We start from the raw sequence: 14,711 nt of genomic DNA on the forward strand, positions 1-14,711 counted from the left end.
CACCGCCATGGCCCTGCACACCGACGCCACCCACGACCCGCGCCTGCACAGCTGGGTCGCCTCCGCCAACGTGGCGGGCTGCGACTTCCCCATCCAGAACCTGCCGTTCGGGCGCTTCCGGGTGGCAGGCGGCGCGGCGCGGATCGGCGTGGCGATTGGCGACCAGATCCTCGACCTGCGCGCCGTAGGCCTGGTGGATACCGACGACATGAACGCCCTCATGGCCGCCGCACCCGCGCAGCGGCAGGTGCTGCGCGCCCGGCTGTCGCAGGGCCTCGCCGCGGGCAGCGCCCTGCAGGCCGCATGGCAGCAGGCGCTGGTGCCCCAGGCGCAGGCCGAGATGCTGCTGCCCTGCCGCATCGGCGACTACACCGACTTCTACACCAGCGTGCACCACGCCACCAACGTGGGCCGGCAGTTCCGCCCCGACAACCCGCTGCTGCCCAACTACAAGTGGGTGCCCATCGGCTACCACGGCCGCGCCTCGTCGATCGGCGTGAGTGGTGCGAACGGCGGGCAGGTGAAGCGGCCCATGGGCCAGCTCAAGGCGGCGGATGCGGCGGCGCCCGTGCTCGCGCCCAGCCGGCGGCTGGACTACGAGCTGGAGCTGGGCTGGTTCATCGGCCAGGGCAACGCGCAGGGCGAGCCCATCGCCATCGGCGAGGCCGAGCAGCACCTGTTCGGCGTAGCGCTGTTCAACGACTGGAGCGCGCGCGACATCCAGGGCTGGGAATACCAGCCGCTGGGCCCGTTCCTGTCGAAGAACTTCGCCAGCACCCTCTCGCCCTGGGTGGTGACGCTGGAGGCGCTGGCGCCGTTCCGCGCGCCGTTCACGCGGCCCGAGGGCGACCCGCAGCCCCTGCCCTACCTGGACTCGGCGGACAACCGCGCGCAGGGCGCGTTCGCGATCACGCTGGAGGTGCTGCTGCAAACGGCCCGCATGCGCGCCGAGGGCATGGCGCCTGCGGTGCTGTCGCGCACCGACACCACGCGCGCCGCGTACTGGACGCCCGCGCAGCTCGTGGCGCACCACACGGTGAACGGCTGCAATCTGCACAGCGGGGACCTGCTCGGCTCGGGCACGCTCTCGGGCCCCGGGACGGACGAAGCGGGCTCGCTGCTGGAACTGGCCGTGGCGGGCCAGCGACCCGTGCAGCTGCCCAACGGCGAGCAGCGCAGCTTTCTGGAAGACGGCGACACGCTCACGCTGCGTGGCTGGTGCGAACGCCCGGGCGCCGTGCGCATCGGCCTGGGCGAGGCCAGCGCCACGATCAGCAGCTGATCAAGCCCCCGGCGCGCTGCGCTGCGAAAGAGGTCGGACAGCGCAACGCGGCCCAGGGGCGCTTATTTCCCGACTTTCAGCGAGCGCCAGTCGATGCGGTTGTCCGCGCGGTGGATGATCTCCACCTTCTTCGTGGCCGCCCACGGAATGATCTGGTTGTAGAGCGGGATGTGCGAGATGAGCTGGTGGTCCCGCACCAGCGCTTGCTCGATGAGTCCGTTGCGCGTGGCCGCATCGGTTTCCTTCTTGATGCGTTCGATCAATGCGTCCTGTTGCGGATCACTGAAACGGCCCAGATTGAAGTTGCCGTCACCGCCGGCGCCCGGCGAGCGCACCAACGATTGCAGCGAATACAACGCGTCGAACGTGGGCACCCCCCAGCCAAGCAGGTAAATGCTGGCCTCGTAGCGCTGGATCATCGGAAAGTACGTGGCGAACGGCAGCGTGCGCAGCCTGGCCTGAACGCCCACCTTGGCCCACTGCGCAGTGATGGCCTGGCACAGCTGCTCGTCGTTGATGTAGCGGCCCGCACTGCAGGCGAAGTCCACCTCGAAGCCTTGCGGGTAGCCGGCCTCGGCCAGCAATTTCCGCGCGGTGGCGGGGTCGTAGGGCCAACGTACGTCGGCCTTGGGCGTCCAGCCGTTCACCTGGCGCGCGATGAGCGCTCCCGTGGGCTGGGCCAGTCCGCGTAGCACCACGCGCTGGATGGCCGCAATGTCGATGGCCTGGTACAGCGCCTTGCGCACCCGCAGGTCCTTGAGCGGGTTCTTACCCTTCACGTTGGAGTTCTGCAGCTCGTCACGGAACTGGTCCATGCCCAGGAAAATGGTGCGGTTCTCGGCGCCGTCGAGCACCTTCAGGTTCGGCTGCTGTCGGATGCGCACCACGTCCTGTAGGCTGGGATCGAGCACGAAGTCGACCTCGCCCGACAGCAGCGCGGCCGTGCGCGTGGCATCGGACTTGATGGGCGTGTAGACAATGTCCGTCACGTTGCCGCTGAACTGGCCCCTGCCCCACCAGTGCGGATTGGCGGAGAGCACGGTGCGCTGGTCGGCAGACCAGGAACGGAGCACGAACGGCCCCGTCCCCAGCGCGTTGCGGTGGGTATAGGGCTCGTCGCTGGCCTTGATGTCCTTGGGCGCCGTGGTGTTGTGCCGCTCGGCCCAGGGCTTGCTCATGATGCGCAGCTCGGTGAGCTGGTTCACCAGCACAGGGTTGGGGATGTCCGAGAAGATGTCGATGGTGGTGGCGTCCACCACTTCCACGCGGTCTATGCCCTGCGTATACACGGCATAGTTCGAGGTCTTGGCCTTGGCGCGCTCCAGCGAGAACTTCACGTCTTCGGCCGTGAACGGGGAGCCGTCGCTGAACCGCACGCCCTGCCGCAGCGTGATGCGCAGCTGCGTGGGGCTCAGGCGCTTCCACTCGGTCGCCAGTTGCGGCTCGGGCTTGAAGGTCTTGCTGTTGTACTCGACCAGGGTCTCATACACCGCCGAGTGCAGCGCGTTGTTCACCCCCACGTTATGGGCATGAATGTCCCAGGAGGACAGGTCGGTCGAGCGCGCGAAGCGAAAGGTGGAGGCCTGCGCCACCAGCGGCAGGGCGGCAGCCACGGCGGCGGCCGCGAGAAGGGTCTTGTGGAATCGCATGGCAATGGGACAACGGAAAGCCGAAGATGCGCCACTATGACCCGGTCTCGGGCAACCACGAACGACCGTCTGGTTGTATGCATATGCCTGCGCTGCCCGCGCGGCAAGCAAAAAAGGCCGGCGCCCCCCGCAGAGCCCCGGCCTTGGAAAGGCCTGCAAGCGCGGGCCGGCTTTCGTTGTTGTCGCGAATCAGTCGAAGGGCTGAGGCCGCTTGGTCTTGTCGCTGGAGGGCGGCAGTATCGGCATGGCGATCTTGGGCTGGTCGCCCGTCAGCGTCTTCAGGAAGGCCACGATGTCGGCGTTTTCCTGCGCGCTGAACTTCTTGCCCAGCTGGATGCGGCCCATGGTGTCCACGGCCTCGGCCAGCGTATCGGCGGCGCCGTCGTGGAAGTAGGGGTAGGTCAGCTCCACGTTGCGCAGCGTCGGCACCTTGAAGTTGAAGCGTTCCGCGTCGTTGCCGGTCACGGCGGAGCGGCCCTCGGCCGGGTTGTCCGTCTTGTAGGGCTCGACCAGGCCCATCTTCTGGAACGAGTTGCCGCCCAGGTTGGGACCGTTGTGGCAGGCCACGCAGCCCGAGCCCTTGAACAGCTGGTAGCCGCGCAGCTCCTGCGCCGTGATGGCCTTCTTGTCGCCCTTGAGCCATTGGTCGAAGCGCGAATTGGGCGTGACCAGGGTCTCCTCGAACGCGGCGATGGCAGAGGTCACCTCGTCGATGGTGAGCTTGTCATGGCCGAAGACCTTCTGGAACTCGGCCACGTACTGCGGAATGGAGCGCAGCATGTCCACCGCCAGATCGTGCGAGAAGGCCATCTCGCCCGGGTTGGCGATGGGGCCGCCGGCCTGTTCCTTCAAGTCCTTGGCGCGGCCGTCCCAGAACTGGGCCAGGTTCAGGCTGGAGTTGAGCACCGTGGGCGAGTTGATGGGGCCCTTTTGCCACTTGTCGCCGATGGATGTCTTGAGGTTATCCGAGCCGCCCATGCTGAGGTTGTGGCACGAGTTGCACGAGATGAAGCCCGAGCGCGACAGGCGTGGATCGAACCACAGCTTCTGGCCCAGCGCGACCTTCGCGGGCTGAGTGACCTTGGCCGCGGCAATCGGCTGCACGGGCTCCTGGGCGCGTACGCTGCCCGTGGCCAGCAGTGCGGCAACGGACACCGCGCCCAGCAGGAACCGGACGGCACGGCCAGCGGAAGGGGACTTGTTTTTCATCGAGAACTCCATTTCTTGGCCAGCGAACGGTCAAAGCGCTGTACGCCCGAGTACCCCGGCGGCGCCCTGCGGGCGCACAGCAGGTGTTCGCTGTGGGCCCATTCTTCGGGAAGACCCGCGGCCCGCAGTTGATGAAGAACAAACCGAAAGACATTTTCGGCGAAATGGTTATTCCCGCCGGCGCTTCGGCCCGCGGGCGGGCTCAGTGGCCGCGCAGCAGCTGCACCGCGTGGGGCAGCGAACGCGCCTGCGGCACGAAGTGGTCCAGCATGGCGCCCAGCGCCACCGCGCACAGCAGCGCACCCAGCAGGGGCTTCCAGGTCAGGCGCCAGGCGGCGCCGAGCCAGCCCGCGCGCTCCGCCCCCATCATGGCGCGTGCCGTGGCCACGGAAAAGGCGACCTCCACCGCCACGGCCAGCAGCACCTCGGAGCCGAAATACAGCCAGGCCAGCGCACCCGCCCCCAGCAGCACGGCCGTACCCAGCAAAAAGATGGCCATCACGGGCACGACCACCACCGCACCCTCGTCGGCGCTGCCCGCGGCCTCCAGCGCACCCGATGCCGCGTCCCCGAGGCCATCGGCCAGGCCGGCGGCATCGGCGCCGTCGGACAGGGCGGTCCATTCGCCGCTGGCGCCACCACCGCCGAAGTCCCCTCCGCCGCCACTGCGCGGGGCGGCAGGAGCGCCACCGCTGCGCCCAGCGCCCGCACCGATGTCGGGCAGCAGGTCCACGCCGTCCAGCCAGCCGCCGTCGCCCTCGCTGCGGGACCGCAGCAGCCACGCGGCCCACAGGCGCAGCACCAGCAGATAGGCCAGATAGCCCATGCCCAGCGTGGCCAGGTAGCGCAGCGCGAGCGACTGCACGCCCAGCAGCATCTGCGCGTGGGCCACGCCCCACATCACGGCCAGCGTGAAGCTGCCGATGCACCAGCCATGCAAGCGCAGGCTGTGGCGCCGGCGCAGGCCGTCCGCCAGCGTGCGCTGCGGCAGGCGCAGGCGGTGCCATGGGCCGCTGCCCGGCCGTCTGCGGGAGCGTGCCATGTGCGGTGCTCAGTCCTGCGCGACCGCCACGGGCACGCGCGGCGCCAGGGCGCACATGAGTTCGTAGCCCACGGTGCCCGCGGCCTGCGCCACCTCGTCGATGGGCAGCAGCGCGCCATTGCCGGCGCGGCCCCAGAGCGTGATCTCGGCGCCCATGCCGGCGCCCGGCACGGGCGTGAGGTCCACGACGAGCATGTCCATGCTCACGCGGCCGATGGTGCGCGTGCGCACACCGTTCACCAGCACCGGCGTGCCGGTGCCGCAGTGGCGCGGGTAGCCGTCGGCGTAGCCGCAGGCCACGATGCCGATGGTGAGCGGCCCCTCGGCCGTGAAACGCGAGCCATAGCCCACCGTGTCCCCGGCCTGCAGGTGCTGCACGCCGATGACGCGCGAGGCCAGCGTCATGGCCGGCTGCAGGTTCCAGTCCGCGCTGGTGCGCTCGGGATGGTCGGGTGCGCTGCCGTAGAGCACGATGCCGGCGCGCACCCAGTCCAGGCGCACCGGCGTCTCGCCGCCGTGGCGCAGGATGGCGGCGCTGTTGGAGATGCAGCGCTCGCCTGGCAGGTCCTGCGTGGCATGGTGGAAGGCCTGCACCTGGTGGGCGATGCCGCGCGGGCCGTCGGCGTCGCTGAAGTGGGTCATGAACGAGATCTCGTCCACCTGCGGCAGGGCGTTGAGCCGGGCCCAGGCCGAGCGGTAGCGCTCGGGCGTGAAGCCCAGGCGGTTCATGCCCGTATTCATCTTCAGGAACACGCGATGCGGCACCTGGGTCTTGTGCGCGGCCAGCCAGTCGATCTGCTCGTCGCAGTGCACCACATGCCACAGCGACAGGCGCGAGCAGGCCTCCAGGTCGCGCGGCTCGAACACGCCCTCCAGCAGCAGGATGGGGCCGCGCCAGCCCAGGGCGCGCACGCGCTCGGCCTCAGCCAGGTCCAGCAACGCAAAGCCGTCGGTCGAGCGCAGGCCCTCGAACACGCGCTCGATGCCGTGGCCGTAGGCATTGGCCTTGACCACGACCCACAGGCGCGCGTCGGGCGCCGCGCGGCGTGCGCACTCCAGGTTGTGCTGAACGGCGGCGGGGTAAATCGTGGCGAGGATGGGGCGCGGCATGGCGGTGTTTCTACGGAGCGGAAGGAGGCCATTCTGGCACTGGCCCCGCGAGGGTGCGTGATATAACCGCCCGTCGCTCCTCGGAGTGTTTCGAATTTTCACAATCCATCAGTCCCGCTGATGGAGCACCAGCCATCCGATGAAGCGCGGTTTCTACACCATCATGTCGGCGCAGTTTTTCAGCTCGCTGGCAGACAACGCATTGTTCGTGACCGCGGTGGAACTGCTGCGCACCAGTGGCGCCCCCGAATGGCAGCGCGCCGCCCTGGTGCCCATGTTTGCGCTGTTCTATGTGGTGCTGGCGCCGTGGGTGGGGGCGTTTGCCGACTCCATGCCCAAGGGGCGGGTGATGTTCATCAGCAATGCCATCAAGGTGGCGGGCTGCCTGATGATGCTGTTCGGCCACCACCCGCTGCTGGCCTACGCGGTGGTGGGGCTGGGCGCCGCCGCCTACTCGCCGGCCAAGTACGGCATCCTCACCGAGCTGCTGCCGGCCTCGCAGCTGGTCAAGGCCAATGGCTGGATCGAGGGGCTGACCATCGCCTCCATCATCCTGGGCGTGCTCGTGGGGGGGCAGCTCGTGGCGCCGCACATCTCGGGCGTGCTGCTGGCCCTGGACATGCCCGGCATGGACCTGGGCATCGACCTGCCGGCAGAGGCCGCCATCCTGGCCCTGGTGCCGGTGTACGCGCTGGCCGCCTGGTTCAACCTGCGCATACCGCTCACCGGCGTGGAGATGCGCCCCATGCCGTCTAACCCCCTCGCGCTGCTGCCCGACTTCTGGACCTGCAACGGGCGCCTGTGGCGCGACAAGCTGGGGCAGATCTCGCTGTCCACCACCACGCTGTTCTGGGGCGTGTCGGGCAATCTGCGCTACATCGTGCTGGCCTGGAGCGCCGCCGCCCTGGGCTACAGCACCACCCAGGCCTCGGCCCTGGTGGGCGTGGTGGCCATCGGCACGGCGGCGGGCGCGGTGCTGGCCTCCATGCACATGCGCCTGGACGTGGCCACGCGCGTGATTCCGATGGGCATCGCCATGGGCCTGCTGGTGATCTTGATGAACTTCATCGACAACATCTGGCTCGCGATTCCCTTCCTCATCGTGCTCGGCGGGCTGGGCGGCTTTCTCGTCGTGCCCATGAATGCGCTGCTGCAGCACCGCGGCCACAACCTCATGGGCGCGGGCCGCTCCATCGCCGTGCAGAACTTCAACGAGCAGGCCGCCATCCTCGGCATGGGCGCGTTCTACAGCCTGTCCACCAAGTTCGGGCTGTCGGCCTTCGGCGCGATCACGGCCTTTGGCCTGGTGGTGGCCGGCGTGATGTGGATCATCCAGCGCTGGCATGCGCACAACACGCGCCGCCACGGCGAGGAGCTGGAGCACCTGCTCACGATCGCGCGCCGCGATCATCACTGACCGCCCCTGCCGCGGGCCCTGGGCCCGGGGGTCGTTCTTCCCGCCCGCCGCGCGCGCTTCGCCGGCACAATGCATACGTCGGCATGCCCTCCCCTGCGGATGGCATGGCCTGTGCCAAGGAGGAAGACGCCATGGATCAGGAGTCCCCCCACGCCTCCCCGGCCTGCGGCGCACCGGTGCCTGCGCCGCCGCTGTGGTGCCCCGCATGCCACGGCGCGGCGCTGCACCCCGCGGCGGGCACGCTGCGCTGCGCCGGGTGCGGGCAGACCTACCCCGTGCGGCGCGGCACGCCCGTGCTCATCGTCGACGAACGCTCGGTGTTCGCGCGCGACGACTTCACCGATGCCGCCACCTATGAGGGCGCCTCTTACGGCACCGGCGTCGATGACGCCCAGGGACTGCGGGGCCGCTACCGCAAGCTGATGCGGTTCCTGCACGACTGCGGCCCGGCCTCCGCCGGCACCTCCTCCGCGGCGGCCATCCAGGCGGTCTGCCGCCAGCGCGGCCGGCCCCGCATCCTCGTGATCGGCGCCGGCGTGGTGCGCTTCGACCATGCGGCCGACTTCACCTACACCGATGTGTCGTTCTCCGACGGCATCGCGTGCATCGCCGATGCCCACGACCTGCCCTTCGCCGACGCCAGCTTCGACATGGTGGTGGCCGTCGCGGTCCTCGAGCATGTCGTCGACCCGCAGCGGGTCGAGGCGGAAATGCGCCGGGTGCTGGTCCCCGACGGGTGGGTCTACGCCGTCACGCCGTTCCTGCAGCCCGTCCACATGGGCGCCTACGATTTCACCCGCTTCACCCCGCTGGGGCACCGCCGCCTCTTCCGGCATTACGCGGAGATCGCCTCGGGCCCGGCCCTGGGGCCGGGCTGGGTGCTGGGCGCGGCAGGGCATGCGTTCCTCCTCAGCTTCGCGGGGGGGCGCTGGTCCCGCCGCCTGCTCAACTTCAGCGGCATCCTGCTGTCGCTGCCGTGGCGCTGGCTGGACCCCCTCACGCTGCGCCATCCGTCCGGCGGCGATGGCGCCGGCGGGGTGTACTTCTTCGGCCAGAGGGCCGCACGGCCCATCACCGACCGCGCGCTGATCGGCTTGTACCGCGGCGGCGGCTGACCCATGGGGCCTTGCCCGCCCCCGCCCGAAAGGCGCACTGCGCCGCTCGCCTAGCCGTTCACCGCTACCATGCCGCCGCCGCCACGCCGCATGGCCCCTCGGCGGAATACTACTATTTTGATAGCTACCAGCGCTTGATACACGGGCGCTGGCGGCACTTTTTGCATGCAATCACCGCTTCCCGTCTTCGCCCTGCTGTTCAACGCCTTGATATGGGGACTGTCCTGGTGGCCGTTCCGGCAGATGCATGGCGCGGGCATGCACCCGCTGTGGGCCACGGCGCTGATGTACGGCACCATCCTCGTCACGCTGCTGGTGCTGCGTCCCGGCATCCTGGCCCAGCTGCGCGCGCACCCGGCGCTGTGGCTGCTGGCGCTGAACTCGGGGCTGACCAACGCGGCCTTCAACTGGGCCATCACCATCGGCGACGTGGTGCGCGTGGTGCTGCTGTTCTACCTCATGCCCGCCTGGGCCGTGCTGCTGGCCTGGCGCATCCTGGGCGAGCGCCCCACGCCGCAAGCGCTGGCGCGGCTGCTGCTGGCCCTGTGCGGCGTGCTGCTGGTGCTGTGGCCCGCCGAGGGCGGCGTGCAGCGCCTGCTGGGCGCCCTGACGCTGGCCGACCTGCTGGCGCTGCTGGGCGGCTTCACCTTCGCCATGACCAGCGTCACGCTGCGCCGCCTGCACGCCGTGCCGGGCCAGGCGCGCATGTGTGCCATGTTCGGCGGCTGCGTGCTCCTGGCGCTGCTGGCGGCCCACATGGGACGGTCCGTGGGCCTGGTGCCGGCGTTCCCGGCGGTCAACGCCAGCTGGCTCACGGTGGCCGCGCTGATGGCCGTGCTGCTGATGGCCGGCAACTGGGCGCTGCAATTCGGCGCCGCGCGCCTGGCGGCGGGCACGACGGCGGTGGTGATGCTGTCAGAAGTGGTGTTCGCCAGCGGCTCATCCGTGCTGTTCGGCGCCGCGCGCCTCACCGAGGGCACACTGGTCGGCGGCGCGATGATCCTGCTGGCGGCCGCCTGGTCGGCCTGGCGGCCGCGCGCCCGGGTGCCCCAGGCCGTCCAGGCCGCGCAGTGATAAGGTGGGGCCGAAGCGACCGGAGGCCCCCATGACCACTGCATACGACTTCGACGCCGCGCGCATCGACGGCGCGCCCCAGCCCCTGGCCGAGTTCACCGGCCGGGTGCTGCTCATCGTCAACACCGCCAGCGCCTGCGGCTTCACGCCGCAGTTCGCCGGGCTGGAGGCGCTGCACGAGCGCTACGCGCCGCAGGGCCTGGTGGTGCTGGGCTTCCCATGCAACCAGTTCGGCCAGCAAGACCCGGGCAGCAACGGCGAGATTGCGGGCTTTTGCCAGCGCCACTACGGCGTGCAGTTCCCGATGATGGCCAAGATCGACGTCAACGGCGGCGAGGCGCACCCGCTGTACCGCTGGCTCACGGCCGAGGCGCCGGGCGTGCTGGGCACCAAGGCCATCAAGTGGAACTTCACCAAGTTCCTCATCGGCCGGGACGGCCGGGTGATCCGCCGCTACGCGCCCACGGACAAGCCCGAGGCGCTGGTGCGCGACATCGAGGCCGCGCTGGCGCGCTGAGCCCCCCGGTCACCCCCCGCCCGGCCGCAGCAGGGGCCGCAGCATCCACAGGCCCAGCACCGGGCCCAGGGCCAGCCAGGGCAGCAGCTGCGCCAGCGGCAGCGCCTGCGCGCCGCGCACGAACAGCTCGATGCTCAGCACCGTGATCGCAAAGCCGATGCTGTTGGCGAAGGTGAGCACGCTGCCCACCATCTCGGGCGGTGCGTTGCGCGCCGTGAGGGTGGAGAACTGCGGCGAATCCCCCACCACCGTCACGCCCCACAGCAGCAGCCAGGCCAGGAACCACGGCAGCGGCGCGCCCAGCAGCAGCGGGCTGGCCAGCGCGCACAGGCCGCTGGTCGCCAGCTGCGCGGCGGCCACCCGGGCACTGCCCAGGCGCCGCGCCACCAGGCCGCCCACGGCGCAGCCCAGGAAACCAGCGCCAATGACCGCGAAGGCCGCCAGGCTGAGGCCCGCGCCCGCCAGATGCGTGGCCAGGATCAGCGGCACCAGCACGTAGAACGCATACAGCTCCCACATGTGGCCGAAATAGCCGAGCACCGAGGCGCGCACCCGCGGGTCGGACCAGATCACCGCCAGGCCGCGCGGCGTGAGCCGGGGCCCGCGCGCCGGGCGCGGCGCATCGGGCACCAGGCCGGTGGTCGCCAGGCCGCCGAGCAGCGTGAGCGCCGACACGGCCAGCACCACGCTCTGCCAGGGCAGCGCCAGCCCCCCGGCCGCGCGCAGCCCGTGCGGCAGCGCCGTGCCCAGCACCAGCGCGCCGATCAGCACGCCCATCGCCGCGCCCAGCCCCTCGCGGTACCAGCCGGCCGCGATGCGCATGCCCACCGGGTAGATGCCCGCCAGCACAAAGCCCACGGCGAAGCGCAGCGCCAGCAGCAGCGTCCACTGCCCGCCGTCGAGCGCGGCGGTGAGGCCATTGGCGGCCGCGCCCAGCGCGGCGCAGGCCAGAAAGACGCGGGTCGGGCGGAAGCGGTCCGCGATCATCAGCAGCGCGAAGACCAGCGTGCCGGCCACGAAGCCCAGCTGCACGGCGGACGTCAGCGTGCCGACGGCGCCGGCCGGCAGGCCCCAGGCCTGCTGCAGGTCGGGCATCACCGCATTGGTGGCGAACCACGGGGACGTGGCCGCGAACTGCGAGAACACGATGACCGGCAGCACGCGGCGGGGAACGGCGGGCTGGGTCATGGCGGAAGGCGGTGGTGTGCCGCGGGCTTACGGCGCCTCGCCCGGTGCCTCTGCGGGTGCCTCGACCGGAGCGGCGGGCTCTGCAACGGGTTCCCGCAGCCGGCGCGCGCGCGCCAGGGACTGCGTGACCACGCGGCGGTCCATGCCGTACATGTCGGCGAACTGCTCCAGCGTGGCGCCGCTGGCCTCGAAGGCGCGCAGCAGGGCCTCGGCCTTGGCGTCGCGCTCGGCGACTTCGGCAAAGGCCTCGTCGAGCAGGGCGTTGGCCTTCTCGTCGCGGCCGCGCACCAGGGCGTCGTAGGCCTCGCGCGTGAGGCCCGAGGCCTCGAACGCCTGGGCGATGCGCCGGCGCAGCTTGGCCGTCAGGTCCTCGGCGCCGTCACGCGGCTTGCGGCGGCGGAACACCTCCAGCAGCGCGTGGTGCACATGCTCGGGCGCCATGTCCTCCACGGGCTGGCCCTGCAGGTCATGGCGCTTGAGCCCCGAGGCCACGGCCGTGAGGTAGCGCGTGGAGCGCGTGTGGATGGACAGCGCGAGCTTGAGCCCGTCCTTGTCGATGGCCTCGCCATGCGCGGCCAGCAGGTCCTGGAAGACGCCGCGCTTGAGCGGCAGGAACTGCGCACCGAACAGGTGCGGATACCACGCGGCCAGCTGTTCCAGCAGCGGGTGCGTGCGGCGCGGGCCGGGGGCCGCGCCCTTGGCAGGTGCCGCGCTGCCGGCCTCGCCGGTGGCGGCGGGCGCACCCTCCGCGCGCCGGTCGCCCGAGCGGCGGCGCCCGCCGCGGCGGCCCTGACGGCTGGCGCGCGGTGCGCCGCCCCCGCCCTCTCCCGCTGGCGCCGCAGCGGCCGGCGCGGCGGTGGTCGCGGCGTCTGCGGCGGGCGGCGCGGCGTCTGCTGTGGGCGGTGTTTGTGCGTTCACGGTGTCATTCATGGCAGAAAAAGGCGCGGCATGGCCCATGCGGCGCGGCGATCAAAACCCGCCATCATGCCAGTCCCGCGCCGCCATCGCGCGGCGCGGCACCCGGGCCTCAGGATACGGCGGCAGACAGGGACTCGTCGAGCAGTTCCACCCAATGCTTCACGGGGATGGCCGTGCCGCTTTGCAGGTGCGTGATGCAGCCCATGTTGGCCGAGAGGATGGCGGCCGGCGGCTGGGTGGCGAAGGCCTCGCCCAGGGCGCCGAGCTTGCGGTCGCGCAGCTGGCCGGACAGCTCGGGGTTGAGCACGGAATAGGTGCCGGCCGAGCCGCAGCACAGGTGCGATTCGGTGCGCGCCACACGCAGCTCGAAGCCCAGGGCGGCCAGGTGCCGCTCGACGCCGCCGCGCAGCCTTTGCCCGTGCTGCAGCGTGCAGGGCGGGTGGTAGGCCAGCGGTGCGGCCGGGGGGGTGACGCGCCCGCGCAGCCGTTCCACCAGGTCGGGCAGCAGCTCCGACAGGTCGCGCGTGAGGGCGCTGATGCGGGCGGCCTTCTCGGCGTAGGCCGGCTCGTGGCGCAGGACATGGCCGTACTCCTTCACCGTGACGCCACAGCCCGAGGCGTTCATGACGAGGGCCTCCACCTCGCCGCGCTCCACATGGGGCCACCAGGCGTCGATGTTGGCGCGCATCTGCGCCTTGCCGCCGTCCTGATCGTTCAGGTGGAACTTCACCGCGCCGCAGCAGCCGGCCTTGGCGGCCACCACGGTCTCGATGCCCGCGGCGTCGAGCACGCGCGCCGTGGCGGCGTTGATGTTCGGCGCCATGGCGGGCTGCACGCAGCCTTCGAGCAGCAGCACCTTGCGTGCATGGCCGCGCGTGGGCCAGGCGCCGCTGTCCTGGCGCGGCGGCACCTTGGCGCGCAGCTGCTGCGGCAGCAGGCCGCGCACGGCACGGCCCACCTGCATCGCCGGGCCGAACAGCGGCGAGGGCAGCCCCTCCTTGAGCGCCCAGCGCACGGCCGCCTCGCCGCGCGGGCGCGGCACCTTTTCCTCGACGATGCGCCGGCCGATGTCCACCAGGTGGCCGTACTGCACGCCGCTCGGGCAGGTGCTTTCGCAGTTGCGGCAGGTCAGGCAGCGGTCCAGGTGCTGCTGGGTCTTGCGCGTGGGCTCTGCGCCTTCGAGCACCTGCTTGATGAGATAGATGCGCCCGCGCGGGCCGTCCAGCTCGTCGCCCAGCAGCTGGTAAGTGGGGCAGGTGGCGGTGCAAAAGCCGCAGTGCACGCATTTGCGCAGGATGGCCTCGGCCTCCTGCCCTTCGGGCGTGCCCTGGTACTGGGGTGCGAGTTGGGTCTGCATGGTGTGCTCGTGGGAAGTCGTGGGTGGTTTTATCGGCCGCCGGGGCGCACGGCAGGGTCGTCGCCGGCGTCGCGGCCGCGCGCGCGCCAGAGCTGGGCCAGGCGGTCGAAGTCGGCCGCCAGCGGCGGCAGCGACAGCGCCAGCAGGATGGACGCCAGCGGCACCACCCAGATGAAGCCCACGTACTTGAAGCCCGCCGCGCCCACCACGCCGCCGGCCGTGAACATGGCCAGCAGGCTGGCGAACAGGCGCAGGCGCGACTGGTTGGCGTGCACCTGGGCACCGGGCGGCGTGCCGCGGCGGTTCCAGTACAGCGCCTTGCCCATTTCTATGCCCAGGTCGGTCACCACGCCGGTCATGTGCGTGGTGCGGATCTGGGCGGACGACATCTTGGTCACCACGGCGTTCTGCAGCCCCATGATGAAGGCCAGCAGCAGCACCGTGAGCGGCACCGCGAAGGGCGTGCGCCAGCCCAGCGTGATCGCGCCCATCAGGCCGAACAGCAGCATCAGCACCGCCTCCAGCAGCAGCGGCAGCGCGAAGCCGCTGCGCAGGCGCTGGTGGCGCGCCCAGTTGACCATGATGGCCGTGGTGCCCGCGCCCGACATGAAGGCCCACAGCGTGCCGACGGCGCTCAGCACCAGGGTCATGTTGCCCAGCACCAGGTTGTCGGCCACCAGCGAGAGGAAGCCCGTCATGTGCGAGGTGTACATGTGCACGACCAGAAAGCCCCCGGCATTGATCGCCCCCGCGTTAAAGGCCAGCAACAGGCCCAGCGTGCGGTTGGTGACCGAGGTGCGGTGCCGCCCGGTCAGGTGGCGCAGCAGACGCAT

At 70.9% G+C, this 14,711-nt stretch carries 13 protein-coding genes; 5 read left to right on the forward strand and 8 right to left on the reverse strand.

From position 1 onward, the window contains the following. The first annotated feature begins 7 nt into the window (after nt 1–7). Entirely contained in the window at nt 8–1,282 is a 1,275-nt protein-coding gene (gene fahA / locus BP68_RS10150) for a fumarylacetoacetase (RefSeq protein WP_496371277.1), read from the forward strand. 62 nt (nt 1,283–1,344) lie between these two features. On the opposite strand, the gene BP68_RS10155 is transcribed toward fahA, so the two are convergent. From BP68_RS10155 to alr, 4 genes are all read right to left on the reverse strand, one after another. After that, nucleotides 1,345–2,931: an ABC transporter substrate-binding protein gene (locus BP68_RS10155; RefSeq protein WP_496371279.1), complete on the reverse strand. Its 1,587-nt coding sequence runs from the start codon at nt 2,929–2,931 to the stop codon at nt 1,345–1,347. A gap of 189 nt (nt 2,932–3,120) precedes the next feature. Next, the gene (locus BP68_RS10160) at nt 3,121–4,140 is read right to left on the reverse strand and encodes a cytochrome-c peroxidase (protein ID WP_496371281.1); all 1,020 of its coding nucleotides are present in this window, start codon (nt 4,138–4,140) and stop codon (nt 3,121–3,123) included. Nucleotides 4,141–4,342: 202 nt separating this feature from the next. After that, nucleotides 4,343–5,182: a hypothetical protein gene (locus tag BP68_RS10165; protein WP_496371283.1), complete on the reverse strand. Its 840-nt coding sequence runs from the start codon at nt 5,180–5,182 to the stop codon at nt 4,343–4,345. A 9-nt stretch (nt 5,183–5,191) separates the two neighbouring features. Then, nucleotides 5,192–6,292: an alanine racemase gene (alr, locus tag BP68_RS10170; protein WP_496371285.1), complete on the reverse strand. Its 1,101-nt coding sequence runs from the start codon at nt 6,290–6,292 to the stop codon at nt 5,192–5,194. A gap of 139 nt (nt 6,293–6,431) precedes the next feature. On the opposite strand from alr, the gene lplT reads away from it, so the two are divergent. The 4 genes from lplT to BP68_RS10190 all read left to right on the forward strand — a co-directional run bounded on the left by lplT (nt 6,432) and on the right by BP68_RS10190 (nt 10,415). Then, complete coding sequence (gene lplT, locus BP68_RS10175; RefSeq protein ID WP_496371287.1) at nt 6,432–7,709, forward strand: lysophospholipid transporter LplT; 1,278 nt, start codon at nt 6,432–6,434, stop codon at nt 7,707–7,709. Between the two features lie 131 nt (nt 7,710–7,840). After that, nucleotides 7,841–8,824, forward strand: coding sequence for a methyltransferase domain-containing protein (locus tag BP68_RS10180; RefSeq protein ID WP_496371289.1), 984 nt, complete (start codon nt 7,841–7,843; stop codon nt 8,822–8,824). Nucleotides 8,825–8,989: 165 nt separating this feature from the next. After that, nucleotides 8,990–9,898: an EamA family transporter gene (locus BP68_RS10185; protein WP_496371291.1), complete on the forward strand. Its 909-nt coding sequence runs from the start codon at nt 8,990–8,992 to the stop codon at nt 9,896–9,898. Nucleotides 9,899–9,929: 31 nt separating this feature from the next. Further along, complete coding sequence (locus BP68_RS10190) at nt 9,930–10,415, forward strand: glutathione peroxidase (RefSeq protein ID WP_496371293.1); 486 nt, start codon at nt 9,930–9,932, stop codon at nt 10,413–10,415. 9 nt (nt 10,416–10,424) lie between these two features. Here the strand turns inward: BP68_RS10190 and BP68_RS10195 are convergent, their stop codons facing one another. From BP68_RS10195 to BP68_RS10210, 4 genes are all read right to left on the reverse strand, one after another. Then, the gene (locus BP68_RS10195) at nt 10,425–11,603 is read right to left on the reverse strand and encodes an MFS transporter (protein ID WP_496371295.1); all 1,179 of its coding nucleotides are present in this window, start codon (nt 11,601–11,603) and stop codon (nt 10,425–10,427) included. Nucleotides 11,604–11,630: 27 nt separating this feature from the next. Continuing rightward, nucleotides 11,631–12,533, reverse strand: coding sequence for a ProQ/FINO family protein (locus BP68_RS10200; protein ID WP_496371297.1), 903 nt, complete (start codon nt 12,531–12,533; stop codon nt 11,631–11,633). 97 nt (nt 12,534–12,630) lie between these two features. Further along, nucleotides 12,631–13,878, reverse strand: a complete 1,248-nt coding sequence (glcF, locus tag BP68_RS10205) for a glycolate oxidase subunit GlcF (protein ID WP_496371299.1) — start codon at nt 13,876–13,878, stop codon at nt 12,631–12,633. A gap of 29 nt (nt 13,879–13,907) precedes the next feature. Next, nucleotides 13,908–14,711 carry a YoaK family protein gene (locus BP68_RS10210; protein ID WP_496371301.1) on the reverse strand — a complete coding sequence of 268 codons (804 nt, stop codon included), beginning with the start codon at nt 14,709–14,711 and terminating at the stop codon, nt 13,908–13,910.

Source organism: Diaphorobacter oryzae DSM 22780 (assembly GCF_059568935.1).

Coding starts and splice junctions, on each gene's coding strand:
- BP68_RS10210 (WP_496371301.1), bottom strand. CDS start 14,711: ATGCGTCTGCTGCGCCACCTGACCGGGCGGCACCGCACCTCGGTCACC.
- BP68_RS10195 (WP_496371295.1), bottom strand. CDS start 11,603: ATGACCCAGCCCGCCGTTCCCCGCCGCGTGCTGCCGGTCATCGTGTTC.
- glcF (WP_496371299.1), bottom strand. CDS start 13,878: ATGCAGACCCAACTCGCACCCCAGTACCAGGGCACGCCCGAAGGGCAG.
- BP68_RS10200 (WP_496371297.1), bottom strand. CDS start 12,533: ATGAATGACACCGTGAACGCACAAACACCGCCCACAGCAGACGCCGCG.
- BP68_RS10160 (WP_496371281.1), bottom strand. CDS start 4,140: ATGAAAAACAAGTCCCCTTCCGCTGGCCGTGCCGTCCGGTTCCTGCTG.
- BP68_RS10180 (WP_496371289.1), top strand. CDS start 7,841: ATGGATCAGGAGTCCCCCCACGCCTCCCCGGCCTGCGGCGCACCGGTG.
- BP68_RS10185 (WP_496371291.1), top strand. CDS start 8,990: ATGCAATCACCGCTTCCCGTCTTCGCCCTGCTGTTCAACGCCTTGATA.
- alr (WP_496371285.1), bottom strand. CDS start 6,292: ATGCCGCGCCCCATCCTCGCCACGATTTACCCCGCCGCCGTTCAGCAC.
- BP68_RS10165 (WP_496371283.1), bottom strand. CDS start 5,182: ATGGCACGCTCCCGCAGACGGCCGGGCAGCGGCCCATGGCACCGCCTG.
- lplT (WP_496371287.1), top strand. CDS start 6,432: ATGAAGCGCGGTTTCTACACCATCATGTCGGCGCAGTTTTTCAGCTCG.
- BP68_RS10155 (WP_496371279.1), bottom strand. CDS start 2,931: ATGCGATTCCACAAGACCCTTCTCGCGGCCGCCGCCGTGGCTGCCGCC.
- fahA (WP_496371277.1), top strand. CDS start 8: ATGGCCCTGCACACCGACGCCACCCACGACCCGCGCCTGCACAGCTGG.
- BP68_RS10190 (WP_496371293.1), top strand. CDS start 9,930: ATGACCACTGCATACGACTTCGACGCCGCGCGCATCGACGGCGCGCCC.